The sequence below is a fragment of the Streptomyces sp. NPDC046862 genome, assembly GCF_040704615.1.
Lineage (GTDB): Bacteria > Actinomycetota > Actinomycetes > Streptomycetales > Streptomycetaceae > Streptomyces.
On sequence record NZ_JBEYXP010000064.1, the window covers coordinates 1 to 24,320 of the forward strand.

21 protein-coding genes are annotated in these 24,320 nt (G+C 72.7%); 6 read left to right on the top strand and 15 right to left on the bottom strand.

Features of this window, described 5'->3' with window-relative positions; translation table 11 throughout:
- Window positions 1-192: 192 nt before the first annotated feature.
- Both AB0959_RS44970 and AB0959_RS44975 read right to left on the bottom strand, forming a co-directional pair.
- Entirely contained in the window at window positions 193-2,016 is a 1,824-nt protein-coding gene (locus tag AB0959_RS44970) for a rhamnogalacturonan lyase (RefSeq protein WP_366832741.1), read from the bottom strand.
- An 83-nt stretch (window positions 2,017-2,099) separates the two neighbouring features.
- Complete coding sequence (locus AB0959_RS44975; protein ID WP_366832681.1) at window positions 2,100-3,095, bottom strand: YafY family protein; 996 nt, start codon at window positions 3,093-3,095, stop codon at window positions 2,100-2,102.
- A 98-nt stretch (window positions 3,096-3,193) separates the two neighbouring features.
- Here AB0959_RS44975 and AB0959_RS44980 point away from each other — a divergent pair, with 98 nt between their 5' ends.
- Window positions 3,194-3,661, top strand: a complete 468-nt coding sequence (locus AB0959_RS44980; RefSeq protein ID WP_366832682.1) for a hypothetical protein — start codon at window positions 3,194-3,196, stop codon at window positions 3,659-3,661.
- On the opposite strand, the gene AB0959_RS44985 is transcribed toward AB0959_RS44980, so the two are convergent.
- The 3 genes from AB0959_RS44985 to AB0959_RS44995 all read right to left on the bottom strand — a co-directional run bounded on the left by AB0959_RS44985 (window position 3,642) and on the right by AB0959_RS44995 (window position 5,879).
- Window positions 3,642-4,388: a class I SAM-dependent methyltransferase gene (locus AB0959_RS44985; protein ID WP_366832683.1), complete on the bottom strand. Its 747-nt coding sequence runs from the start codon at window positions 4,386-4,388 to the stop codon at window positions 3,642-3,644. The genes AB0959_RS44980 and AB0959_RS44985 overlap by 20 nt on opposite strands.
- 3 nt (window positions 4,389-4,391) lie before the next feature.
- Complete coding sequence (locus AB0959_RS44990) at window positions 4,392-4,697, bottom strand: 4a-hydroxytetrahydrobiopterin dehydratase (protein ID WP_366832684.1); 306 nt, start codon at window positions 4,695-4,697, stop codon at window positions 4,392-4,394.
- Window positions 4,698-4,829: 132 nt separating this feature from the next.
- Window positions 4,830-5,879, bottom strand: a complete 1,050-nt coding sequence (locus AB0959_RS44995) for an ADP-ribosylglycohydrolase family protein (protein ID WP_366832742.1) — start codon at window positions 5,877-5,879, stop codon at window positions 4,830-4,832.
- A gap of 63 nt (window positions 5,880-5,942) precedes the next feature.
- Between AB0959_RS44995 and AB0959_RS45000 the strand changes: the two genes are divergently transcribed.
- Together AB0959_RS45000 and AB0959_RS45005 are read left to right on the top strand one after the other, a co-directional pair.
- Window positions 5,943-6,779: a helix-turn-helix transcriptional regulator gene (locus AB0959_RS45000; RefSeq protein ID WP_366832685.1), complete on the top strand. Its 837-nt coding sequence runs from the start codon at window positions 5,943-5,945 to the stop codon at window positions 6,777-6,779.
- 107 nt (window positions 6,780-6,886) lie between these two features.
- Window positions 6,887-7,750 (top strand): helix-turn-helix transcriptional regulator, encoded by an 864-nt coding sequence (locus tag AB0959_RS45005; protein ID WP_366832686.1) that lies wholly within the window; start codon window positions 6,887-6,889, stop codon window positions 7,748-7,750.
- Between the two features lie 70 nt (window positions 7,751-7,820).
- Here AB0959_RS45005 and dnaK read toward each other — a convergent pair whose 3' ends face one another.
- From dnaK to AB0959_RS45035, 6 genes are all read right to left on the bottom strand, one after another.
- Window positions 7,821-9,707 carry a molecular chaperone DnaK gene (gene dnaK, locus AB0959_RS45010; RefSeq protein WP_366832687.1) on the bottom strand — a complete coding sequence of 629 codons (1,887 nt, stop codon included), beginning with the start codon at window positions 9,705-9,707 and terminating at the stop codon, window positions 7,821-7,823.
- Window positions 9,708-9,864: 157 nt separating this feature from the next.
- A complete protein-coding gene (locus tag AB0959_RS45015) occupies window positions 9,865-10,290 on the bottom strand; it encodes an OsmC family protein (protein ID WP_366832688.1) in 426 nt (141 codons plus the stop codon).
- A gap of 65 nt (window positions 10,291-10,355) precedes the next feature.
- Window positions 10,356-12,200: a hypothetical protein gene (locus AB0959_RS45020; protein WP_366832689.1), complete on the bottom strand. Its 1,845-nt coding sequence runs from the start codon at window positions 12,198-12,200 to the stop codon at window positions 10,356-10,358.
- A gap of 268 nt (window positions 12,201-12,468) precedes the next feature.
- A complete protein-coding gene (locus AB0959_RS45025; protein WP_366832690.1) occupies window positions 12,469-13,530 on the bottom strand; it encodes a MoxR family ATPase in 1,062 nt (353 codons plus the stop codon).
- A 127-nt stretch (window positions 13,531-13,657) separates the two neighbouring features.
- Window positions 13,658-15,739 (bottom strand): alkaline phosphatase family protein, encoded by a 2,082-nt coding sequence (locus tag AB0959_RS45030; protein WP_366832743.1) that lies wholly within the window; start codon window positions 15,737-15,739, stop codon window positions 13,658-13,660.
- 203 nt (window positions 15,740-15,942) lie between these two features.
- The gene (locus AB0959_RS45035) at window positions 15,943-16,377 is read right to left on the bottom strand and encodes a hypothetical protein (protein ID WP_366832691.1); all 435 of its coding nucleotides are present in this window, start codon (window positions 16,375-16,377) and stop codon (window positions 15,943-15,945) included.
- A gap of 85 nt (window positions 16,378-16,462) precedes the next feature.
- Between AB0959_RS45035 and AB0959_RS45040 the strand changes: the two genes are divergently transcribed.
- Complete coding sequence (locus AB0959_RS45040) at window positions 16,463-17,236, top strand: MBL fold metallo-hydrolase (protein WP_366832692.1); 774 nt, start codon at window positions 16,463-16,465, stop codon at window positions 17,234-17,236.
- Between the two features lie 250 nt (window positions 17,237-17,486).
- Window positions 17,487-18,113 (top strand): DedA family protein, encoded by a 627-nt coding sequence (locus tag AB0959_RS45045; protein WP_366832693.1) that lies wholly within the window; start codon window positions 17,487-17,489, stop codon window positions 18,111-18,113.
- Between the two features lie 58 nt (window positions 18,114-18,171).
- On the opposite strand, the gene AB0959_RS45050 is transcribed toward AB0959_RS45045, so the two are convergent.
- The 4 genes from AB0959_RS45050 to AB0959_RS45065 form a co-directional block, all read right to left on the bottom strand.
- Window positions 18,172-19,488 (bottom strand): MBL fold metallo-hydrolase, encoded by a 1,317-nt coding sequence (locus AB0959_RS45050; protein ID WP_366832694.1) that lies wholly within the window; start codon window positions 19,486-19,488, stop codon window positions 18,172-18,174.
- Between the two features lie 27 nt (window positions 19,489-19,515).
- The gene (locus AB0959_RS45055) at window positions 19,516-20,739 is read right to left on the bottom strand and encodes an aminotransferase class I/II-fold pyridoxal phosphate-dependent enzyme (RefSeq protein ID WP_366832695.1); all 1,224 of its coding nucleotides are present in this window, start codon (window positions 20,737-20,739) and stop codon (window positions 19,516-19,518) included.
- A gap of 147 nt (window positions 20,740-20,886) precedes the next feature.
- Window positions 20,887-22,086, bottom strand: a complete 1,200-nt coding sequence (locus AB0959_RS45060; protein WP_366832696.1) for a hypothetical protein — start codon at window positions 22,084-22,086, stop codon at window positions 20,887-20,889.
- A gap of 229 nt (window positions 22,087-22,315) precedes the next feature.
- Window positions 22,316-23,050 (bottom strand): GAF and ANTAR domain-containing protein, encoded by a 735-nt coding sequence (locus AB0959_RS45065; RefSeq protein ID WP_366832697.1) that lies wholly within the window; start codon window positions 23,048-23,050, stop codon window positions 22,316-22,318.
- A gap of 112 nt (window positions 23,051-23,162) precedes the next feature.
- Here AB0959_RS45065 and AB0959_RS45070 point away from each other — a divergent pair, with 112 nt between their 5' ends.
- Window positions 23,163-24,272 carry a PAS domain-containing protein gene (locus AB0959_RS45070; protein ID WP_366832698.1) on the top strand — a complete coding sequence of 370 codons (1,110 nt, stop codon included), beginning with the start codon at window positions 23,163-23,165 and terminating at the stop codon, window positions 24,270-24,272.
- Window positions 24,273-24,320 lie beyond the last annotated feature (48 nt).

Genomic DNA, 24,320 nt, shown 5'->3' on the forward strand with positions numbered 1-24,320 from the left:
GCCCCGGACCCCGTTTAGGGGGCCAGCCCCCGGGCCCCCGCTCCTCAAACGCCGGAGGGGCTGAAAATTCAGCCCGTCCGGCGTTTGAGGACGAGGCCGTCAGGCCGACAGCGGGGGTCTGGGGGCGCAGCCCCCAGGGGACGGGAATGGGTAGGGGCGGCGGGGGCGACACACAGCGTGCCGCTCGCTCGGCTACGGCGTGTACACCGCCGGCCGCGGCGCGGTGGGCATGCCGTTGCCGATGAAGAAGCTGGTGTGCGGCGGCTGGTTGTACGCCGTGTTCTGCCAGGCCAGGCCCGTGCGGTACATCGTGTCGTGCAGGAGGGTCGTGATCCTCGTGCTCGTTTCGAGCGGTGTGGAGTAGATCCGCAGCGCCGTGTTGTCGCTGGTGCGCCAGACGACCTCCTCGCGCCAGTCGCCGAGGATGTCGCCGGAGAGGGCGGGGGTGGACTTGGTGCCGTTGTTGGACGAGACGCCGGAGCCGGTCAGCAGGCGGGTGTCGGAGGACGTGCCGTACTTGTCGATGCGGGTGCCGTCGAGGAGTTCGCGGACCGTGTCGCCGTCCCACCAGGACAGGAAGTTGACGGAGGACGGCTCGCGGCCCTTGGTGGCGCCGGCCTCGTCGCGGATCGAGGTGTCGGAGGCCGACCACATCTCGGGGCCGTCGTTGCCGGCGTAGATGTCCCCGGCCACCCCCCGGCCGTTGTCGCAGCAGGCGGCCAGCTTCCAGCGGACCGTGCCGTTGGCGGGGTTGATGTACAGCTCGGCGGGCTGCGACGTCGACTCGGAGACCTTGAAGTACTCAAGACCCGAGGTCGACGGGTCGAGGTCGCCGAGGTGCTGGGCGTCGCCGTGGCCCGTCTTCGTGGTCCACAGGCCGTAGCCGTTGTCGTCGACGGCCATCGCGCCGTACACGATCTCGTCCTTGCCGTCGTTGTCGACGTCCCCGACGGACAGGCTGTGCGAGCCCTGGCCGTCGAAGCCCTTGCCCGTGTTGGTGGAGGAGTTGGTGTCGAACGTCCAGCGGCGGGTGAAGCTGCCGTTCCGCCAGTCCCAGGCCGCGATCACCGTACGGGTGTAGTAGCCGCGCGCCATGATGAGGGACGGGCGGGCGCCGTCCAGGTAGGCGGTGCCCGCGAGGAAGCGGTCCACGCGGTTGCCGTACGAGTCGCCCCAGGACGAGACCGTGCCCCGCGCCGGGACGTAGTCGACGCTCTGCATCGCCTTGCCCGTCTGGCCGTTGAACATCGTCAGGTACTCGGGGCCCGACAGCACGTATCCGCTGGAGTTGCGGTAGTCGGCGGACGAGCTGCCGATCACCGCGCCCGTGCCGTCCTTCGTGCCGTCCGCCGTCTTCATGGCGACCTCGGCCTTGCCGTCACCGTCGTAGTCGTACACCTGGAACTGGGTGTAGTGCGCGCCGGAGCGGATGTTGCGGCCCAGGTCGACGCGCCACAGGCGGGTGCCGTCGAGCTTGATGGCGTCGACGATCGTGTTGCCGGTGTAGCCGGACTGGGAGTTGTCCTTGGCGTTGGTGGGCTGCCACTTGAGGACGAACTCCAGCGCGCCGTCGCCGTCGAGGTCGCCCACGGAGGCGTCGTTGGCCTCGTAGGTGTACGCGACTCCGTCGGGGGTCGTCCCTCCGGCCGGCGCGCTGATCGGCACGTCCTTGTAGCCGGTGCGGAACTGGACCGCGTGCACCGAGTCGGCCTGCTCCACGCCGTTCACGATCGCGCGGACCGTGTAGTCGGCCTGGGCGGGCGCACCGGAGTGGAAGTAGTTGGTGGAGCCCGTGACCGGCGTCGAGTTGACCTTCGTACCGGCGCGGTAGACGTTGAAGGACACGTTGTCGGGGTCGGTGCCGAGCCAGCGCCAGCTGACCAGGTTTCCGCTGTCGGTGTGCACGCTCACCACGCCCCGGTCGAGCTTCTCGACCTGCCGGGCGGTGGCGGCCTCGGCGGGAGCGGTGGTGAACGTGGTGAGTCCGGCGGCGGTCAGCGCGGCGGCCGCCAGCATGGTCGGAACCTTGCGTCTGCGGTGCCTGTGGGGGTACTGCACGGGGATACCTCCCGGTGGGGGACAGACGGGTGTCTGTTACCTCAGTTGCCGCTGGTGCGGGGCAAGTTGCCGGGGGTAGCAGCTGAGGGCGGCCCGGCGTGGCGCGCGGCGAGCGTGGCCGCTGTCCGGGCGATCCGGGCCCGCAGTTCGGGCGGCGCCAGCACCTCGACGTCTGTGCCGAGGCGCAGGAACTCGTCGTGGGCGTGGTCGACGGACTCGATAGGGACCGTGGCGCGGGTCCAGCCGTCCTCGTCGGTACGGCCTCCGGAGGCCACGGCCTCGGCTGCCCGACCAGTGAGCCGGGCGCCCGGCGCGAGCCGTACGACCGCCTCGGCGCCGTACAGCCGGTCGTGGAAGTCGCGTTGGTGCGCCGCCCAGTACGCGGCCAGGTCGAAATCCTCCGGGCGGGTGAACTCCTCGTCGGACGCGTCCAGTTCGAGGATCTGGTCGACGCGGTAGGTGCGCGGTCCCGGGCCCGCCACGGCGTACCAGCGGCCCGCCTTGAGGACGAGTCCGTACGGTTCGAGGCGGCGTTCGACGTCCGTGGGCTCGCGCCAACGGCGGTAGCGGACGTGCAGGACCCGGCCGTGCCACACCGCGTCGGCGACCGCGGGCAGGAACGGGGCCTCCTCGGCGTCCGCGTACCAACCGGGCGCGTCGAGGTGGAAGCGGCCGCTGACGCGGTCGGCGTGGACGCGCAGTTCGGGCGGGAGGGCGGCGCGGACCTTCAGCTGGGCGGCCGCGAGGACCGCGCCGAGGCCGAGTTCCGCGGCGGGGCCGGGCACGCCGGCGAGGAACAGGGCCTTCGCTTCCTGGGTGGTGAGGCCGGTCAGGCGGGTGCGGTACCCGTCGAGGAGCCGGTACCCGCCGGCGTGGCCCGCGTCCCCGTACAGCGGCACGCCCGCCGCGTGCAGGGACTCGACGTCCCGGTAGACCGTGCGCACGGAGACCTCCAGTTCCTCGGCGAGCTGGGTGGCTGTCATACGGCCGCGGGTCTGAAGGAGGAGCAGGATCGTCAGCAGTCGACTGGACTTCACTGACACAGGATGTCAGTGGAGTGGGCCTAACGTCCCGACTCACAGCCCGAGGGCACGACAGACGCGACTGACACGACTGACACGACAGGGGACCGCTCATGAGCACCGCGCACGACTTCGACTTCTTCCACGGCGAGTGGGACACCCTCAACCGTCAGAGGACCGACTTCCTCGATCCGGACAGCGAGTGGAAGGAGTTCCCGGCCACGAACCGCTGTTGGCCCCTCTTCGACGGCGCCGCCAACATCGACGAGATGGACGTGCCGGGCCAGGACTGGAAGGGGCTGACGCTGCGGCTCTTCGATCCAGTGGCGCGCGAGTGGTCGCTGAACTGGTCGTCGAGCCGCAGCGGCAGGCTGTTCCCGCCGGTGCTGGGGCGGTTCGGGGCGGACGGCCGCGGCGCGTTCCACGGTGACGACACGCACGACGGGAAGGACGTGCGGGTCCGGTTCCTGTGGTCCGGGATCTCGGCGACCACGGCGCGCTGGGAGCAGGCGTTCTCGGTGGACGGGGAGCGGACGTGGGTGACCAACTGGATCATGGAGTTCAGCCGCCGGGCCTGCTGAAGGCGCGCAGGGAGAAGCGGGGGTCGGGGCGGGGCCGGTCCTGGTCGGGCAGCCGTGCGAGCCGCACGGCGAACTGTTCGGCGAGCGGATCGCCGGGCGGCAGCGTGACGAACCAGCCGCGCCGCAGGTCGGTGAGCGCCCGCTGAGGGCTGCGCCCCTGTCCAAGGCCCGGGAAGCACCCCTGCCCGGCCGGGCGCAGTCCGTGCCCGGCCGCGTACTCCTCGACGGACGCCGCGGCGTCCAGGGCCGGGGTGCGCGGGCGGGTGGCGAGCACGGCGTCGATGTCGCTGCCCACGTTGTGGGAGGCGGCCTTGTCGACGGTGGTGACATACACCCCGCCGGGGCGCAGCACGCGGGCGCACTCGCCGACGACGGCCCGCACATCGTCCGGGCCGTCGACGAGGTGCAGCAGCCATACGCTGGTCACGGCGTCGAACGTCGCGTCAGGGAAAGGCAGCTGACGGCTGTCGGCGAGCAGGACGGCACCGGGAAGGCGGTCGGCGGCCCGGCGGGCCATCCCGTACGTCAGGTCGACGCCCGTCACCCGCATGCCGGGACGCACCGCCGCCAACCGCCGGGTCACGATGCCGGTGCCGCAGGCGATGTCGAGCAGGCTGCGCGCCCTCTCGGGCACGAGGTCCAGCACGGCCCGGGCGGCGGCCTCCGCGCGGGGCTCTCCTCCGCGCAAGGCGTCGTACCGCTCGGCCTCCTTGTCGTAGTCCAGCACCGCTCAGCTCGCACCATGGCCCGGGGCGAGCTGCTCCACCCGGCGGGCGAGCTCGACGTCGCGCTCGGTGACGGCGCCGCCCACGCTGTGGGTGTTCATGGTGAGCGAGACGGTGTTGTAGCCGAGGGTGAGGTCGGAGTGGTGGTCTAGTTCCTCCTGGACCTGGGCGATGTGGACGACCATCGCGGTCGCCGCGAAGTGCGAGTCGAGCCGGTAGGAGCGGGTGATCCGGTCCCCGTCCAGCGACCAGCCCGGCAGCTCCGCGAGCCGTTCCTCGATCTCCTTCTGCGACAGGGCTTCGAGAGGCATGGGCATGCTCCTTCCACGACGTCGTAGCTCCCCTCTCAGCCTGCCACAGACCGGCCATCGAGTTCCTGGTCAACCGGGGCCGGGGCCCGGGACGCGGTCATTCGGCCGGGCGCCGCGGGCCCCCGGGGGCGCTCACGGCCGCAGGCTCTCCGTCGCGAAGTCGTCCGCCAGTACGGCGATCTCCGCTCGCCCCTCGACGCGCTCCAGCCACTCCTGGGGCAGCCCGTGGTCGCCGTGACGGGCGCCCAGCAGGTTGCCGCAGATCGCACCGGTGGAGTCGCTGTCGCCGGAGTGGTTGACGGACAGGAGCAGGGCTTCGGTGACCCGGGGCGTGACGAGGGCGCAGTGAACGGCGATGGCCAGGGCCTCCTCGGCCACCCAGCCGGCGCCCAGGGACTCGACCTTCTCGGGGGTCGCCTCGCCCCCGGCGGCCAGGTCGAGGGCCCGGTGCAGAGCGGCCGTGGTCTCCTCGTGGCCGGGATGGCGTGCGAGGTGCCGCAGGGCGAGGAGTACGGCGCCCTCCAGCGACTCGCCCTCCAGGAGGCGGGCCACGATCGCGGCCAGCGCTCCGGCCGCGTAGTAGCCGGTCGGGTGGCCGTGCGTCATCTGGGCGCACCGCGCGGCCATGGCGAACGCGGTGCCGGCCGGGGCGCGGGTGAGCCCGAAGGGCGCCGAACGCATGACCGCGCCGCACCCCTTGGAGTCGGGGTTGACCGGACCGGGCGGGCCCAGTTCGGCGGCCGGGTCGGGCACGTGGTCCCGGGCGAGCCCGGACAGGCAGGCGTTGCCGGGCGCCCGGCGCGCGTACAGCCAGGGCTGGGCCGCGAGCCCGCCCGGTACACCCGGCGCGGGTTCCGTCGTGTGCTGGGTGTCCAGCCATCTCCCGTAGGCGTCCCGCACCAGCCGGGACCAGCCGCCGCCGATCCCCTTGTGCCGCTCCCGGGCGTGTGCCTGGAGAAGACCCTCGACCGTGAAGAGGGTCATCTGGGTGTCGTCGCTGATCCGTCCGACGACGCCGGCCCCGTCGGGTACGAGGCCCCGCACCCCGCGCTCCCCGTGCGCCGCGCGGATGGCCCGGAGCGACTGGAACTCGACCGGATATCCGAGCGCGTCCCCGATCGCCCCGCCGAGCAGACATCCGCGCACCCGGGCCCGGTGGACGGCGGTCGCCGTCCAGGACAGGGTCCGCGGACCACCCTGGTTCCACGGTTCGTTCACGCGCTCCTCCTCGGTTACGGTCCTGGTATGGCCATTGTCGCGTCCGGCGCCGCAGACCTCCCGGTCCCCTCCCCCGGCAAGGGCATCGGCCCCCTCCTGCGCGGCTGGCGGGAGGTGCGCAAGGTGAGTCAGCTGGACCTCGCGCTGCGGGCCGGTTCCTCCGCGCGGCACATCAGTTTCATCGAGACGGGCCGCTCCCGTCCGAGCGAGGAGATGGTGCTGCGGCTGGCCGAGCACCTGGAGGTGCCGGTGCGGGAGCGCAACGGGCTGCTCCTGGCGGCCGGTTACGCCCCGCGCTACTCGGAGACCCCGCTCGACGACCCGTCCATGGACGCGCTCAGACAGGGCATGGAACGTCTGATCCAGTGCTACGAGCCGTACCCGGCCCTGATCGTCGACGCGACGTACGACGTGCTCGCCGCGAACCGGGGCATGGCCATGTTCCTGGAGGGTGTCCCGGCCTCCCTCCTCACGCCCCCGCTGAACGCGATACGGCTGACGCTGCACCCCGAGGGCCTGGCCCCGCGCATCCGCAACCTCCGCGTGTGGCGCGGCCATCTGCTCGACCAGATGACCCGCCAGATCGCCCTGCACCGCTCGGACGCCCTCCGGGAGCTGTACGAGGAGGTCACGGCCTATCCCGTCCCGGACCCGGACCCCGGTGAGCACGCCGGGGGCGACGTCTCTCCCGCCCACTTCGCCCTCCCGATGCGTATCGAGCACGACGGCCAGGTGCTGAGCTTCGTGTCGTCGATCTCCACCTTCAACACCCCGATGGACGTCACGGTCGCCGAGCTGGCCATCGAAACCCTGCTCCCGGCCGACCCGGCCACCGCCAAGTACCTTCATTCACAGGCGAGTTGAGCTAAGGCCACAGATCCCACACGTCATCTTCAACCGTCCGACCCCATGAGTGTTCGCGTGAAACATGACACACTGATCCCGTACCTCGGCGCGTGGGGAGGCGTGGCGTGAGTGAGCGGCGGGCCGCGCCCACCGTGGGTCAGGTGGTGCTCGGGCGGCGGTTGCAGGAGTTGCGGGAGACCTCCGGGCTGAGACGGGAAGAGGCGGCGCGGGTCCTCAGAGTGGCCCCGGCGACGGTACGGCGCATGGAGATGGCCGAGGTCGCGCTCAAGATCCCGTACGTCCAGGTGCTGCTGACCACGTACGGCGTGGCGGAGAGAGACGTCGCCGCCTTCGTGGCGCTGGCCGAGGAGGCCAACCAGCCCGGCTGGTGGCAGCGGTACCACGACGTGCTGCCCGACTGGTTCAGCCTGCACGTCAGTCTTGAGGGCGCGGCACGGGTGATCCGGCAGTACGAGCCGCACTACGTGCCCGGCATGCTCCAGACCGAGGAGTACGCGCGCTCCGTGCTGGAGGCCGGGACGGTCGGGCAGAGCGGGGCGGAGTCGATCGAACGGCACGTGTCGCTGCGCATGGCCCGCCAGAAGCTCCTGACCCGCGCGAACCCACCCCATCTGTGGGTGATCATGGACGAGACGGCACTGAGACGCCCGGTGAGCATCCGGCCCGAGGTGATGCGCCACCAGCTCGAACGGCTCCTCGACGTGGTGGAACGGGACCATGTCACGCTCCAGGTCGCCGAGTTCGAGGCCGGCCCGCACCCGGGGACGTACGCCCCCTTCGTTCTGTTCCGTTTCGCGGAGCCCGAGCTGCCGGACATGGTGTACACCGAGTATCTGACCGGCGCCCTCTATCTCGACTCGCGGCCCGAGGTGGCCATGCACCTGGAGGTGCTGGACCACATGGCCGCCCACGCGGCCTCCGCCGACCGCACCAAGGAACTCCTGCGCGAGTACCGCGACAGGTACTGACTCCGGCCACAACGAACAGTCAGCCGAACAGTCAGCCGCCCACGAGCAGGAACCCCAACGGCGCGAACGCCTACGCAGCACCCCCCTTCGTATCCTTGTCGTCGTCCACGATCTCCGCGTCCACCACACCCTCGTCCTCGGGCGCGCCCTGCTCCCCGGCCGGACCGCCGGAGGCAGATGCCTGGGACTGGGACTCGGCCTGGGCCTGGGCCTGGGAGTACATCGCCTGGCCCATCTTCTGGCTCACGGACGCGAGCTTCTCGACTCCCGCGCGGAGCGCCGCCGTATCCGCGTTCTCCGACAGCAGCCGCTTCACCTCACCGACCTCCGCCGCCACCTCGGACTTCGTCTCGGCGGGCACGCGTTCGTCGTTCTCGCGCAGGAACTTCTCGGTCTGGTAGACGAGTTGCTCGGCCTGGTTGCGGGTCTCGGCGGCCTCGCGGCGCCCGCGGTCCTCCTCCGCGTACTGTTCGGCGTCCCGCATCATGCGGTCGATGTCGTCCTTGGGCAGGGCCGAACCGCCCGTGACCGTCATCTTCTGTTCGCGCCCGGTGGCGAGGTCCTTCGCCGAGACGTGCATGATCCCGTTGGCGTCGATGTCGAACGCCACCTCGATCTGCGGCACTCCGCGCGGCGCGGGCGGCAGCCCGGTCAGGTCGAAGACGCCCAGCTTCTTGTTGTACGCGGCGATCTCGCGCTCGCCCTGGTACACCTGGATGCCGACCGAGGGCTGGTTGTCCGCGGCCGTCGTGAAGATCTCCGAACGGCGCGTGGGAATCGTCGTGTTGCGTTCGATGAGCTTGGTCATGATGCCGCCCTTGGTCTCGATACCGAGGGACAGCGGGGTGACGTCGAGGAGGAGGACGTCCTTGACGTCACCGCGGATGACGCCGGCCTGGAGGGTCGCGCCCACGGCCACGACCTCGTCCGGGTTGACGCCCTTGTGCGGGTCCTTGCCCGTCAGCTCCTTCACCAGGCCCGTCACGGCGGGCATTCGGGTCGAGCCGCCGACGAGGATCACGTGGTCGATGGCGGAGAGCTTGATGCCGGCGTCCTTGACCGCCTGGTGGAAGGGGTTCTTGCAGCGGTCGAGGAGGTCGGCGGTGAGTTCCTGGAACTGGGCGCGCGTCAGCTTCTCGTCCAGGTGCAGAGGGCCCTCGGCGGAGGCGGTGATGTACGGGAGGTTGATGGTCGTCTCGGTGGAGCTGGACAGCTCGATCTTGGCCTTCTCCGCGCCCTCGCGCAGTCGCTGGAGCGCCATCTTGTCGTTCCCGAGGTCGATGCCGTACCCGCCCTTGAACCGTTTGACCAGGTACTCGACGATCCGCTGGTCCCAGTCGTCGCCGCCGAGGTGGGTGTCGCCGTTGGTGGCCTTGACCTCGATGACGCCGTCGCCGATCTCCAGCAGCGAGACGTCGAAGGTGCCGCCGCCCAGGTCGAAGACGAGGACGGTCTGCTCCTCACCGCGGTCGAGGCCGTAGGCGAGGGCGGCGGCCGTGGGCTCGTTGATGATCCGCAGGACCTTCAGGCCCGCGATCTCCCCGGCCTCCTTGGTGGCCTGCCGCTGGGCGTCGTCGAAGTAGGCGGGAACGGTGATCACCGCGTCGGTGACGTCCTCGCCCAGATAGGACTCGGCGTCCCGCTTCAGCTTCTGCAGGACGCGCGCGGACAGCTCCTGGGGCCGGTAACGGGTGCCGTCGATGGTCCCCTGGTCCGGGAAGTGCCAGTTCGCGTCGCCCATGTGGCGCTTGATGGAGCGGGCGGTGCGCTCCACGTTCGTCACGGCCTGCCGCTTGGCGACCTCACCGACGAGGACCTCACCGTTCTTGGCGAAGGCGACGACGGACGGTGTGGTCCGCGCACCCTCCGCGTTGGCGACGACGGTCGGCTCCCCGCCCTCCAGGACGGCCACCACCGAGTTCGTCGTACCGAGATCGATTCCGACCGCACGTGCCATCGCTGTCCCCTTCCGCCAGGGCGCTTCCCACTCCAGCAAAAAACTTGAGTGGAGTAATGTCAATGCCGCGTGCCCCGACGCGTACCCTGAAACGTGCCCCGGAACGACAATGCCGCGCCCCCCTGCGGTGGGCGCGGCATGCGCGGTCGGACGGGGGTCAGGCCAGCTTCGCCGACAGCGTGATCGTCGTGCCCGTGAGCGCCTGGCTGACCGGGCAGTTGGCCTTGGCGTCCTCCGCGGCGGCGACGAAGGCGTCGTTGTCGATGCCCGGGACCGTGCCCTCCACGGTGATGTGGATCCCGGTGATGCCCTCACCCGGCTGGAACGTCACGTCGGCGGAGGTGAGGAGCTTGGTGGGCGGGGTGCCGGCACCGGCCAGGCCGTGCGACAGCGCCATGGAGAAGCAGCTGGAGTGGGCGGCGGCGATCAGCTCCTCGGGGCTGGTCTTGCCGTTCGCCTTCTCGGCGCGCGACGGCCACGACACCGGCTGCTGGCCGATGCCGGAGGAGTCGAAGGTGACGACGCCCTTGCCCTCGAGCAGGTTGCCTTCCCATTCGGTGTGTGCGGTGCGCGTGGTTGCCACGGTTCTTCCTTTCGCATGGGGTCCCCTTGCCGGGGTTCCTGTTCCCCATCCGATCACACTCCGCCCTACCGCACCCTGAACACCGGTCCTCGCGCGGTGAACGGCAAGCGGGCGCCCTGCGGGATCAGGTACGCGTGCTCGCGGCGCACCCGCAGGGCGTCGCACCAGCCGTCCGTGATGACGAGGACCGGCGCGCCCGGCGGGAAGTCGTCCGCGCGGTGCAGCAGGTCGACGCCGGGCTGGAGGACCGTGCCGCCGCGCCCGCGCACCCGGACGCGTCCGGCGATCTCCGTGACCGGCAGATATCCGGCGTCGTACGGGGCCGCGTCGCAGAACACGACACGGGCGGCCGGTACGTCGCGGGCCTCGGCGTAGGAGGCGATCGCGCCGAGCGCCTTGCCGAGCAGGACGCGGTCCATCGAGCCGGAGGTGTCCAGGACCACGCCGAAGGTGCAGCGGGCGACCTCCTCGGGCGGGAAGTAGCGGCCCGCGCGCGGGATGTCGGGCGTGGAGGACTGGCGGCGCGAGGGGCGCGCGTACGACCGTACGGGCTCCGGGCGGGGCACGAACTCGTCGAACCAGCGGGCCAGTTGGGCATCCCAGGGCAACGGCGGGTGGCTGAGCGCGCGGATCTCCTGCACCAGCCCGGCCGGCAGGTGGCCGCGTTCCTGGTGCTGGTGCAGGTCGAGGCCACGGGAGAGCCCCCGGCGGTAGAACTCGTCGAGGTCGACGTAGTCGCGCGGGCTGCCGAGCGGTGCGCCGAGGATGTCGCCCGCGCCCTTGCCGCGCGGGGTCGCGAGGCGGCGCATCCGGCGCGTGTCCCCGGCGATCCGGTCGTACACCTCCTCGGCCGACAGCCCGGCGAGCTCCGGGTCGTACAGCAGCCCGTCCGGCATCGTGCCGATCTGCATCTCGCGCAGCCAGCCGTTGATGACGTAGTCGGCGGCGATGTTGAACAGGAACGGGTCGCGGGCGCCGCACCGGTCGCCGTGGCGCAGGGCGGCGTGCAGCATCTCGTGGGCGAGGACGAAGCGCCACTCCTCGTCCTCGAACTCGCGCAGCGGGTTGATGTAGATCTCGCCCGCCTCCGCGTTGACCGCGGCGATGGAGATGGCGTGGGCGCGGGCGATGTCCGCGTCGGCGACGATCGTGACGCCGGCCGCGATGCCGCCGAGCAGCGGGTAGGAGGAGATGAACCACTCCAGCGCCCACTCCCAGGGCCGCTTGCGGGTCGGGCCGCCCGCCATGGAGTCGCGGCGGCCGCCCGCCATGTCCATCGCCGTGGACATCGTGCGGGTGAGGGCGTACGCGAAGGCGAGCTGCCAGTCCGTGGGGTGACCGTTCCATTCGGCCCAGGGAACGAGGAGTTGGTCGGGGTGCCCGCCCGCCGTACCGCAGTGCGCGTACGCCGCCGGAACGCCGTCCCGGCGCCAGCGGGCGGCGAGCTGCTCCTCGTCGCCGTCGGGGTAGGAGGCGGGCAGGTCGTCGGGAGCGCGGCCGACCGGGAAGCTGAGCAGGAACCGGTTGACGACGACGCAGCGGGCCGCGAGGTCGAAGCGGTCGGGCTGCTCGCGCTCGCCGGTCGCGGCCGGGAGGTGCCCGAAGCCGAGGTGGATGACGGCGTGGGCGATCGCCCAGGCCCACTCGTCCGGTTCGGCACGGCGGGTGGGATGGGCGTGCAGGACTCCGTTGGAATCGGCGCGGACGAGTCCGTCCCGAGGGGCGTAGCAGCAGATCTCCTGGTCCCGGCCCGTCCGCGGGTCCCGGCACGACTGCTTGCCCCGGCACAGCTTCGCCTGCAGCGCGGCGATGGCGGGGTTGGCCGAGGCGATCCGCACCCCTTCGGCGAACGCCTCCGTGGCGGGGTCCGGCTTGCCCGCCGCACCGGCCTTCTTACGGGGACGGCTCATCGGCACGCCTCCGCCGGATGGACGACGCCGCGGGTGCGGTGGGGCCGGGAGCCCTCCGCGCGGGCGGGGCGACCACGCGAGCGGACAGCCGCGGCGCGAGCGGGCCCGTACATCCCGGCCACGTATGCCGCCCAGCGGCGCCCGGCACGGCGGGCCGGCGCGCGAACGGGTCCGCGCTCGCCGGCGAGCCGCGCGCGGGACGGCTGTCCGAGCGGGTGGACAGCGCGCCGACAGCCCGGCAACGCGCCGGGCCTCTCAGGGGGGCGCATCATCGCCGCGCCTCCACCAGTCGCGGCATGTCCCGGGCCGCCTCCACCAGGAACCAGGCGGGCAGCACGGGGTTGCCGTCGGCGTCCGAGGCGATGACGCTCTGGGCTACCTCGACGGAGATCTCGGCGAGCTGGACGAGCAGGGACTTGGCGCGGTACGCGGTCTGGCGGCCGTTCGCCGAGACGTGCTCCTTGCTCGCGGGAAGTTCCTTGATGAGGCGGCCGCGGAAGGACTCGGCGAGGTAGTACAGCAGATCGCGGTCCTCGGGGCGGCCGGGCCAGCGGGCCTCGCCCTTGAGGATCGCGTCGAGGCCGTACCGGCTGCGCACGATCTTGACGTAGCCGCAGAAGGCGACCGCGTGCGCGGGCGTCAGCGTGCCGTGGGCCAGGACCTTCAGGGTCTCCTCGTCGAGCGCCCGGCCGAAGGAGTGCAGCGCGTCGGAGAGCATGTGCCAGGAGCGGGGTGTGGAGAAGGGCTCCTCGGTCTTCGGCGGCCTGGACCACAGGTGGTCGGGGCGGTCGGTGAGGTGGTCCAGGATCCAGGGGTGGATGTCGTTCGCCGCCGCCCACCCCAGCCAGTCCTTCGCCGACGCCTCCAGGTGGACGTGGGCGAGGCGGTTGACCAGCGCGGAGGCGATGGGCCGGGCCAGCGCGTTGTCCGTCGCGCGGTTTCCGGCGCCGATCACGATCGAGCCCTTGGGGAGCTCGTAGTCGCCGATGCGGCGGTCCAGGATGAGGGAGTAGAACGCCTTCTGCACGTCCGGCGTGGCCGCGTTCAGCTCGTCGAGGAACAGGCAGTACGGCTCGTCGCGGGCGATGGCCTCCGGCGGGCAGAACACGGAGCGCCCGTCGCGGATCTGGGGCACGCCGATGAGGTCCTCGGGAGCGAGTTGGGTGCCCAGCAGGCTCACACAATCCAGGCCCAGCGACTCGGCGAACTCCCTGACCAGGGAGGACTTTCCGATACCTGGGGCTCCCCAGACGAAGACCGGCCGCACCGTGGCCAGGCCGAGCAGGAGGTCCGGAATGCGGGAGGGGGTGACTGTGACGGCTGCCTGCAACGCAGCTACTCCTGGGGTGTGTTCGAGGGGCGCGCAGGTGCGCGGTGTCCGATACGAACAGTGTGTGCGGCACGTACCGCCGGGCGCAGCCCATTTTTCGTACGGTGCCGCGGACGCCGTACCCCGCTCAGGCGGCCCGCCGCTTCGGCTCCGCCTCCAGTGGTACCTGCGGGCCGCTGCACTCCCGCAGCCAGCGCCGCAGCACTCGGTGTATGTGCTCGGCGCCGACGAGTTCCTCGCCGTCCCCGGCCGGCGCCGAGAACGCGACCGGCGACAGCAGGAACGGTCTGCCCTGTGCCCCGCCGAGGCCGCCGTGCGAGCCGATCTGCTCCTCGAACGCGAGGACCTCGCCGTCGTGCGGGTCGTACCAGGAGTTGACCATGATGTCGGCGACGTGCGGGAAGTCGTGCGTGCGCCGTACGGCGTCGGCGGCGCCGGGCCCGAAGTCGGCGAGCGGGCCCGGGTTTTCGTCGGTGAGTTCGGTCACGGGTATCTCCGCGCCGTGCGCGCCGAGCACGACACCGCCGTGCTGCTCGCTTCCGACGAGGACGAACCCGATGCCGGGGTGGTTGGCGAGCGTGGACAGCAGCGCGGGGTGCCGCCGGTCGATCTCCTCCTTGCACATCCGGTGGGACACGTCGGGGAACGACACCAGCCCGAGGTTGCCGGAGGCCAGCACGACCGGCTCGGCGCGGCGTGACGGCCGGTGCTGCCCGGCGCCCTCCTCGACCGGCCTGCGCAGCGCGGCCCGCACGGCCGACCGCGCCTCGGCCCCGCTGTGGGTGCGCCGCACCCTGCGCGGTACGGGGAGTCCGCAGCCGGCCCGGACGAGGTTGCCGAGGGTGAGGCCGTAGCGGGCGAGGAAGGTCTCGCCGGGGCTCTGGCCGTGGTCGGACAGGACGACGACGCGATACGCGCGCGGGGCGTGTTCGGCGACCTGCGCGATCAGGGCGAGGGAGCGGTCGAGCCGTTCGAGCACCTTCTCGGCGTCCCGGCTCGCGGGGCCGGAGTGGTGGGCGACCTCGTCGTAGGCCACCAGGTCCGCGTAGATCGCGGCGCGGCCGGAGAGCATGTCCCCGATCACCGCGGCGACGACGACGTCGCGCTCCACGACGGTCGCGAAGGCCCGTATGAAGGGGTACAGCCCGCCGCGCCCCACGCGCGGGCGCTGCTGCCGCATCCGGGCGCGGGTGGACTCCCCGAGCTCACGGAAGACGTCGGCGACGAAGGACATGGCGGTGCGGACGGCGTTGGCGGGGTCGGAGAAGTAGGTGAAGTACCCGGCCCTGGACCGGTTGTCCTTCCCCCTGCGCGCCGCGATGGACAGGACGAGGGCGAGCTGCTCGGCGCCGCCGCTGAAGAGGTTGCCGCGGCTGGCGCCGTCGACGGTGAGGAGTCCCCCGTCGCCGGTGCGCTCGATGGCACGGCGCTGGAGCTCGGCCGCGCTGGACGGCCGGTTGCAGACCATGACCTCGCGGCTGTCCTTCTCGTACCAGCGGAAGGCGGGGATGTCGTGGTTGGTGCCGTGCAGGATGCCGAGCTGGCTGGCGCCGGTCTGGCTGGACCAGTCGGTGCGCCAGGGGGTCAGGCGGTGGGTGGCGGGCCGGGCGGAGCCCTGACCGAGCCACTGGGCCACGGTGGGCATCAGGCCCTTGTCCACGGCCGCCCGCAGTACCTCGTACCCCACGCCGTCGAGCTGGACGAACACGGTGCCGGGGCCGGTCGGTCCCGGATGGTCGTGGGCGTGTCTGCGGCGCCGGTCGGCGATGCGGTACAGCCGGCGCCGGTACGGTTCGTCGTCCCGTACGGCGAGCGCGGCGCCGGTGGCGGAGGCGACGGCGGACATGACGGCGGCCACGACCACGGCCGTCTCCGGGGCGACCTCGCCGCGCCCCGACGGGTTGAGCCGCAGGGCGAGCAGCAGCAGCGACCCGTTCAGGAAGAACACGAGCAGCCCGAGGACGAGGGCGGGTACCAGGAGCAGCAGCCTGACCAGCAGCGGCCACACCAAGGAGGACAGCAGGCCGAAGGCTCCGGCGGCGAACGCCGCGGTCACGGCGATCGTCGTGGCACTGTCACCGTTGTCGGCCTGCAACTGGAAGTCGGGCAACGCCCCGGCGAGCACGAGCATCGTCACGGTGGACACGGCCCACACGGCGATACTCCGCCACACCCCGCTCAGTACGCGTCTCCAGCGCCCGCCGCCCACATCCACCTCACGTCCCGGCCCGACCACCGCGCGGGGCCCCGTCTCAGCCTGTCACAACGGGCGGGGATGTTTTCCGGTCCCGCACGACTGCCCGTCCCGCACGACTGCCGCTCCCGCACGACTGCCGCTCCCCCGCGGCTGCCGCCGCCGGATCTGCCCGGCGGCGGCCTGCCGGGTCGCGCCGACGGCGAGAACTCCCGGCGTCAGCGGCCGTCGTAGCCCGCCGTCGGCATGGACAGGCGGCGGTGCACGCGGGCCTTCATCTGGGCGTCGTAGCGGGGCTCGGCGCGGCCGACCGTCTCCACGCTCACACCCCGGCGCGCGCACTCCGCGGTGAACTCGTCCACGGACGTCAGGGCCCGCTCCAGGACCCGTCGGCTGGGGGCGACGAAGAGATCGACGAGACCGGCCTCGACGTCGGACCACAGGGCGCAGTGATCGGGGCGCAGACCGCGCACGAGGAGCTCGCGCGTGATCACGTACCCGCGCTCGGCCGCCCACCGGGCGCACATGGCGTGCTGGCTGCGGGAGTCCACCAGGAAGGGGTCCGCCTCCAGCTCCTCCAGCGGCGTCAGGCTGGCGATGGCCGAGACCCGCACGACCGGTGGCATGCCGAAGGCACGCCTCATGTCTCCCATGGAGTCCCCCTCACCTCCGGGTTTCGCCGCAGACCCTACTCCTGCCCGTAGGCTCGGGGGGAGTCGCGCGAAGGAGGCAAAGGAAGTGCCGGTGGAGATCACCTGGTGGGGTCATGCCACCTGCACGGTCGAGGACTCGGGCACGCGGGTGCTCACGGACCCGCTGTTCGCGCGCCGGCTCGCGCACCTGCGCAGACGCCGGGGCGCGCCGCCCCCGACCGAGGCCTCGGTGGCGGATGTGGCGCTGGTGTCGCACCTGCACGCCGACCATCTGCACGTGCCCTCGCTGGCGCGGCTCGCGCCGGGTACCCGGCTGCTGCTGCCGAGGGGCGCGTCGCGCCAGGTGCCCGGGCTGCGCAGGCTCGCCCACCTCCGGCTCACCGAGGTGGCACCCGGGGACGAGACCCACGTCGGCGACCTGGTCATCCGCACGGTGACGGCGCGGCACGACGGGCGGCGGCTGCCGTTCGGACCGCACCGGTCGCCCGCCCTGGGCTTCGTCATCGAGGGGACCGCTCGGACGTACTTCGCCGGGGACACCGGACTGTTCGAGTCGATGGCCGACGAGGTCGGCCCGATCGACGTGGCGCTGCTGCCCGTCGGCGGCTGGGGACCGTATCTCGGCCCGGGGCATCTAGACGCGGGGCGCGCGGCACAGGCGCTCGCGCGGCTCATGCCGCGCAGCGCGGTGCCCGTGCACTACGGCACGTACTGGCCGATCGGCCTGGAGGCCGTGCGCCCCCATGAATTCCACGCCCCCGGCCACGAGTTCGCCCGCCTGGCCACCACCCACGCCCCCGGGGTGACGGTCCACCGCCTGGGCCACGGAGAGCGCGTACGGCCGGAGGTGACACGGTGAGACGCGGGCGGTCCACCACGAAGGGGCCGTCCACGCCGACGGCGATACGTCCCTACCGGACGCACACGGTCCGGACGCACACGGTCCGGACGCACACGGTCCCGACGGACACGGTCCCGACGGACACGGTCCGGACGGACGACCACGGCAGGCACGGCAGACACGGCAGACACGGCAGACACGGCGGGCACGGCGGGCACGGCAACGAGGCACATACGGGTACCCGGTCGGTGGCTTCGGAGGTCCGCTCATGATGTTCCTGGCCGTGGCGGGCACGACCGTGTCGACCCAGTCCACACAGCAGGCGTTCGGGTACCCGACGCTGTTCCTGCTGGTGCTGGTCGGGGCCCTGGTGCCGGTGGTGCCGACGGGGGCGCTGGTGAGTTCGGCCGCGGTGGTGGCCTTCCATCAGACGGCGCCGTTCTCGCTGCTGCTGGTGTTCGTGGTGGCGTCGTGCGCCGCGTTCCTCGGCGACATCGCCCTGTACTGGCTGGGGCGGCGCGGGATGAAGTCCAGGAACGGTTCGCGCTGGCTGGAGGCGATCCGTCGGCGCGCGCCCGAGGACCGGCTCGCCCAGGCCCAGCAGAAGCTCGACGACCACGGCGTGACCGTGCTCGTCCTGTCCCGGCTCGTGCCCGCGGGCCGCATCCCGGTGATGCTGGCCTGTCTGATGGCGAAGATGCCGCTGAGCCGCTTCGCCCGTGGCAACCTCCCCGCCTGCCTGGCCTGGGCCGTCACCTACCAGCTCATCGGCATCCTCGGCGGCTCCCTCTTCAACGAGCCGTGGGAGGGCGTGGTGGCGGCGATCGGGCTCACGCTGCTGCTCAGCGTGGTACCGAGCGTGTGGCGCAGGATGCGTGAGCACTCCGCCGGGTGAGACGCCGCCGGGTGAGACGCTCCGCCGGCTGAGGCGAAAGGAGTCCCGGCGAACGGGCTCACTCAAGCACCCGTGAGCCGCCCACCGGCAGGTCCCACAGGTCCTCGCGCGCCAGCCCAGCCCGCTCCCAGGCCGCCCGCACCCGCGTCAGCGGTTCGAGGACCGGCTCGGCCGAGAGCACGAACGTGCCCCAGTGCATCGGGGCCATCCGGCGGGCGCCGAGGTCCTGGAAGGCGCGGACCGCCTCCTCCGGGTCGCAGTGGACGTCACTGAGCCACCACCGGGGTTCGTACGCCCCGATGGGCAGCAGCGCGAGGCCGATGCCCGGGTAGCGGCGGCCGATCAGCGAGAACCAGTGGCCGTAGCCCGTGTCGCCCGCGAAGTAGACCCTGTGCCCGTCGGTGTCGGTCAGCACCCAACCGCCCCACAGCGACCGGCAGGTGTCGGTCAGGGTGCGCTTGGACCAGTGGTGGGCCGGTACGAAGTCGAAGCGGACTCCGCCGAGTTCGGCCGCCTCCCACCAGTCCAGCTCGGTGACACGGACGAACCGGCGGCGCCGGAACCAGCCCCCGAGTCCGGCCGGCACGAACACCGGTGTGTCGCGGGGGAGTCGGCGCAGCGTGGGCACGTCCAGGTGGTCGTAGTGGTTGTGGCTGATGACGACCGCGTCGACGCGCGGCAGGGCGTTCCAGGCGACCCCGACGGGTGTGATCCGGTTCGGGGTGCCGAGGATGCGATGGGACCAGACGGGATCGGTGAGGACGGTGAGGCCGCCGATCCGGATCACCCAGCTCGCGTGCCCCGCCCAGGAGACGGCCACGGTACGGGCGTCCGTCCGGGGCAGCGGCTGCGGATCGTACGGCAGGAGCGGGATGTCGGCGAGTCCTTCGGGCCCGGGGCGTACGGCCCCCTCACGGGCGAACCGCGCGAAGGCCCGCAGTCCCGGCAGCGGCGTGGTCAGCCGGTCCGCGAAGGAGCGCGGCCAGATCCGCTTCTCCCCCAGCGGGCGGGGCTCGGCGAGCGGAGACGGGGCGGTGTCCGGATACGGGCCGGTACCCGGGTACGGGCCGGTACCCGGGTACGGCTCGATGCGCGCGGTCGACGGGTCGGCTGCCGCGATCGGACGTGCCGTGGGCGCCGTGGCGTCGGCGCCCACCAGGGATCTGCGGGGGCGGTCGGCGTCGCCCGGCGGTGAGGTGGACGCCGGCTCGTCGGCATCCTGTGCGGTGCCGTTCGTGCCCGTATCCGCATCCGTACCCGTGCTCGTGCTCGTGCTCGTGCTCGTGCTCGTGCTCGTGCTCGTGCTCGTGCTCGTGCTCGTGCTCGTGCTCGTGCTCGTGCTCGTGGTCGTGGTCGACTCGGACTGCTGCGTCATCGAGGAGGCTCCCATCGCTGAGCGTCGTCACGGAGATCGGAGATCGTCGAAGGCCGATCCGAACAAGGTCAACGCGCGGACCACGTGCGGCAATTCCAGCGGCTCGGGGGACGCGAGGGACTCGTCCCGCTCCTCGGCCGTGGCACCGAGCAGCGGACTCGTCGGCAGCCGGACGCGCAGCGCCTCCAGGTCGTCGCCGAATCTGTGGCCGCCGGGGGCGGGCATGCCGAGGCGGGCGGTGAGGAAGTCCTCCAGTTCCTGTGCGTCCCGGACACCGCGCTCGGTGAGCGCCGGGCTCAACGGGCCGAGGTCCGCGTACAGGTGCCGTCCGGCCCGGGGCGGCAGGGCGAGCGCCCCGGCGGCGGTGACGGCGTGGTGCGCGGCGGCGGCCACGCGCGCGTGCACGCGGACCGAGGCGGTGAGCCGGGCGGTCACCTCGGCGGGCTCGTCCAGCACGTAGGTGGCGGCAGCGGCGACCGGCGTGGCGATCCGGGCGCCCAGCGCGGTGATCACGTCGAGAACGCGGGCCCGCAGCCCGGTGCCGGCCTCGGTGTCCGGGAAGCGCGCGACGGCGGCGGGCCAGCCGAGCGGCAGGAAAGGGCCGCCGAGGTCGGTGACCACGGTGACCCGGTCGGGCAGCATCTCGGCGGGGCTGAGCAGCACGGTGCCGTGCGGCTCGTGCACGGTGTCGCGCCATGTCTCGTCGCTGACCAGGTGCAGGCCCTCCGCCGCGGCCGCCTCGACAGTCTCGTGCACCAGTTCGGGCGGGGCGACGGTGGCGGTGGGGTCGTCGGCGACGCACAGCACGAGCAGACGCGGATCACCGCCCTCGTCCCGGACCCTGCGGACGGTCTCCAGCAGGGCGTACGGGTCGGGGACACCGCCGCATTCGGCCGGTGTCGCCACGTGGAAGGCGGATCTTCCCAGCGCCCGGGCCTCGGGCGCCCACCAGGCGGCGCACGGCCGCGGGACCAGCACGTCACCGCCGAGCGCGGCCGTCAGCGCGAGCAGCAGGGCGGGAGCTCCGGGAGCGGCGGCCACCCTCTCGGGCGCGGTCGGCAGCCCGCGCCGCTCCCAGTAGCCGCAGGCGGCGTCGAGGAGGGCGGGTCCGCCGCCGGTGGGTTCGGCATCGGGACGGTCCGCGGCGGCGGAGAGACGGGCCGCGAGGCCGACGGGAACGGGGAGCCCCTGGTCGGGGAGGGGCGGGGCGTAGCGGACGGGGCCGTGTCCTTCCGGTTCCGTCCGCCGCATCTGTGCCTCCGCGCGAGTTGTGGTGCGTGGGCTCGGTCCGCCGGGTGCCCTGTCCGTCCCGTACGGTGCCGTACGCCCCTTCGGCCTCCGAGTACCCACGGTCCCGCCCTGCCATGGGCGTCGGGCCGGGTTGCACCGGTCACAGACTCAGCGGTGTTTGGAGAGCCCCCGGTGGACCAGGATGCGCTGGACGGCGGCGACGATCGCGCCCGCGATGAGGAGGCAGCCGGCGACCAGGGCCGGGACGGAGTCGGTGAAGGCGCCGCCCTCGCCGGCCTGCACCCCGTGCCGCATCTCGTCCGGGCCCGCGGAAGGCGCCCGCGAATGGTCGCCGTGCGCCTCCTTGCCCTGCCTCTCTCCCCCGGGCTTCACGGTGAAGCTCGCGCTCCACTGCCGGCCCTGCGCACCGGGTGCCGCCGGGCACGTCCCGTCGACAGCCGCCTCGGACGGCTCGCCCGCCTCGTCCGTGCCGCCCTCGAAGTGCCCGGCGGGGGCGATACGGGCGGTGCCGCGGTAGACGAGTCCGGAGGAGGTGCCGGGGTCCGCGGCGGGGGCGAGGCCCGGGGCGGGGGCGAGGACTGCCGCGGGACGGGGTCCAGGCGCGGGCTCGCGGACCGCTGTGGCCAGGGAACCCGCCGGGCGAGGACGTGTCCCCCTTGCCTGGGGCGCCGCGTCGGTGAGCACCCCCACGGGCCCACGGGCCGATACGGTACGGAACCCCGCCGTGAGCACCGCCGCGTCCTTGAAAGCCGCCTTCCGGCCCCGGAGCGCCGCGGGAGCCGGGACCGTCTCGGGCGCCGGGAGCCCCGCGGAGCCGGGGTCGACCGAGGTGTCGGGCACCGTCTCCGGGCTCTGGAGCGTTCCGGAGTCCGGAGCCATCGGGTCCGGTCCCGTGCCGGAATCGGGGACCGTCCCGGGGGTGCTCCCTGCCTCGGGGCCGTACCCTGCCGCGGGGTCGTCCCCCGTCGCCGGGTCGTTGCCGGAGGCCGGATCGTCGCCCGTGGCCGGATCACCGCCCGCCGAGGGATCGTTGCCCCACGCCGGATCGTTCCCTGCCCCGGGCTCGCGGCTCGTACCGGAGTCATGACCCGAACCGGAGTCTTCTCCGCCCGACACGCGCTCCAGTTTGACGGTGCCCTGTTCGAAGGCCTGTGACCCGGCGTCGATGGTGTCGGGCGGGGATCCGCCGGTCGGATCGCAGGTGACGGTGACCGTGACCGTTCCGCCGGGGGCGACAGTGTGCGGGCTGACCTCCGCCGTGGAGTCCCCGGCCGCGACCGGGGCGGCGGCGCCCAGGACGGTGCCGACCAGGGCGGCGGCGGACAGGACACAGGCTCTGCGGCGCATGGGCGGGGCTCCTTCGGCCGGCGGCGGCGTGCTGCGGAGCACGACCGCCGCGCCCCGCCCGTCCATCACAGCCCGCCGTCCGCCGCACCGCTCGCGGCCGGGCACCATTAGCGGGACGCCGGACCGCCGAGCGGGTGACCGGAGTGCCGGGGCGGCGGGATCCCCGCGACGGCGGCACGACCACCAGGAGTTCCACGCGACTCCCAGGCCGGCCTGCCGCGCGGGCGCCCTAGTTCGACAGCGAGACCAGTTCCTTCTCCAGCCCCCGGCCCCGTTTGTCCACCACGGCGCCCGCGACCTCCGTGAGCTTGCGGTTGGCGCCCTGGGAGATGCGGCGGAGCACCGCGAACGCGGCGTCGGCGTCACAGCCCAGGACATGCATGACGATGCCGCACGCCTGGTCGACGACGGGCCGGGAGCGCAGCGCGGCGCCCAGCTGGTCGAGCTCGGTGAGCGCCGCGCGGTAGGAGCGGTCGCGGACGATGCAGGCCGCCGTGAGGTCGCCGAGCGCGCGGGCCGGGCCGTGCGGGGCGTCCTCCAGGGCACCGGGCCGGAAGCTGTAGAGACTGAGGGTCACGGTCAGCCCCGAGCGCCGGAACGGGATGGTGACGCTGGACCGCACTCCCGAGTCGAGGGCCACGGCACGGTACTCCGGCCAGCGTTCCTCGCGCAGCAGGTCCGCGGAGTCGATGGGCTCGCCGCGTTCCAGGGCGGTGGGGATGGGCCCGTTGCCGGAGCGGAGCTGGACCGAGACCAGTCGGGCGAGATCGGGGTGGGTGACCGCGGCCGGGCGTTCCATGCCGCCTTCGGACACCACGCCGCCTTCGGAGACCATGCTGCTCGCGCCGCAGCACTCGGTGGTGCAGCGGGTGGCCTGGTCGGCGAGTTCGGACAACCTCCTTGCGGGGAGGGCTGATTCGGGTGATTCCGTTCCGACATGACCGAGCTGTTCGGGTTCCGACATGTCACACGCCTCCTCTCTCCCCGCGCGTTCCCGCTCACCTGCGCGGAAAACCGCTCTCACGTGTTCCGGTGCCCCCGTCTCCGTCGGGACCCGGACACGCTACGTTCGACGCATGACGCAGACGGGCGAATTCGGTGAGGAGCTCGCGGATTTCGTACGCCGCGTCGCGGAGCTCAAGGCGGCCCGGTCGGTACCGAGAGACGATCTGCCGACGGTACTCGACGCGGCGATCTTCGAACTCGACCACGTGGCCGACCAGTTGTGGCCCTGGTACGAAAGGATCGCCACGTCCGGCGCGCCCGGCGGCCCCTCCGCGGACCGCCAGGAGCACCAGTTGCTGAAGGCCGTCTTCCAACGGCTGCCGCTGCCGGTGGCGTTGGTGGACCGCGAGACCGTGGTGCGCAGGCTGAACTTCGCGGCGACCTTCTTCACCGGCGTCCGGGCGGGCTACGCCACGGGCCGCCCGCTGACCGGGTTCCTCGCCCACGCGGACCGGGTGGCGTTCCGCACGCAGGCCGCCGCGGTGGCACGCGGCGAGGGCGACCGCAGCCTGAGCGTCCACCTCCAGCAGCGCCCCGCGGTGCCGGTGCGCGCGACGCTGACCGCGCTGCGGCCCAGCAACGAGCCGCGCACCGGCGTCCTCGTCGTACTGCAGACGGCGGACACCCGCGTCCCGGCCCCCCACAGCCCCGTCGGTCCGCTGCCGAACCTCACCGAGACGACCCGGCACGCGGCATTGATGGACCTGCTCGACACGATGACCACGGCCCTGCTCACCGTGCCCGCCCACCAGGCACTCGACCGCGCCGTGCGGGTACTGCACGGACGGTTCGCGGACTGGGTGGTGGCCGACGCGGGGGCCGCCCGCCTCTCCCGTTCGACCGTCCTCGGCCCGTCGGACGACGAGGCGGCGACCGTGGCCGCGCAGGACCCCGCCACGTGCCCTCTCGTGGTGGAGGCGGCACGCGGCGGCTCCACGTCGCTGCAGGTGCGCCCCGGCGACCCCGGCGCCTTCGGACACGACGCCTCGGGCGCCCCCGTGCTCGTCCGGGCCGACGTCACCTCACTGCTGTGCGTGCCGCTGACCACTCCCGAGGGCGCGGTCCGCGGTGTCCTCACCCTGTTCCGCTCGGGCGCCCGCCTGGCCTTCTCGATGGCGGAGGCCCAGGCGATGGACATGATGGCCCGACACGTGGCGCTGGCGATGGGAGACGCCCCGTAAGGGGCGCCCCGAGCGGGGCGCGGGGAACTGCGCGAGCAACCACGGACG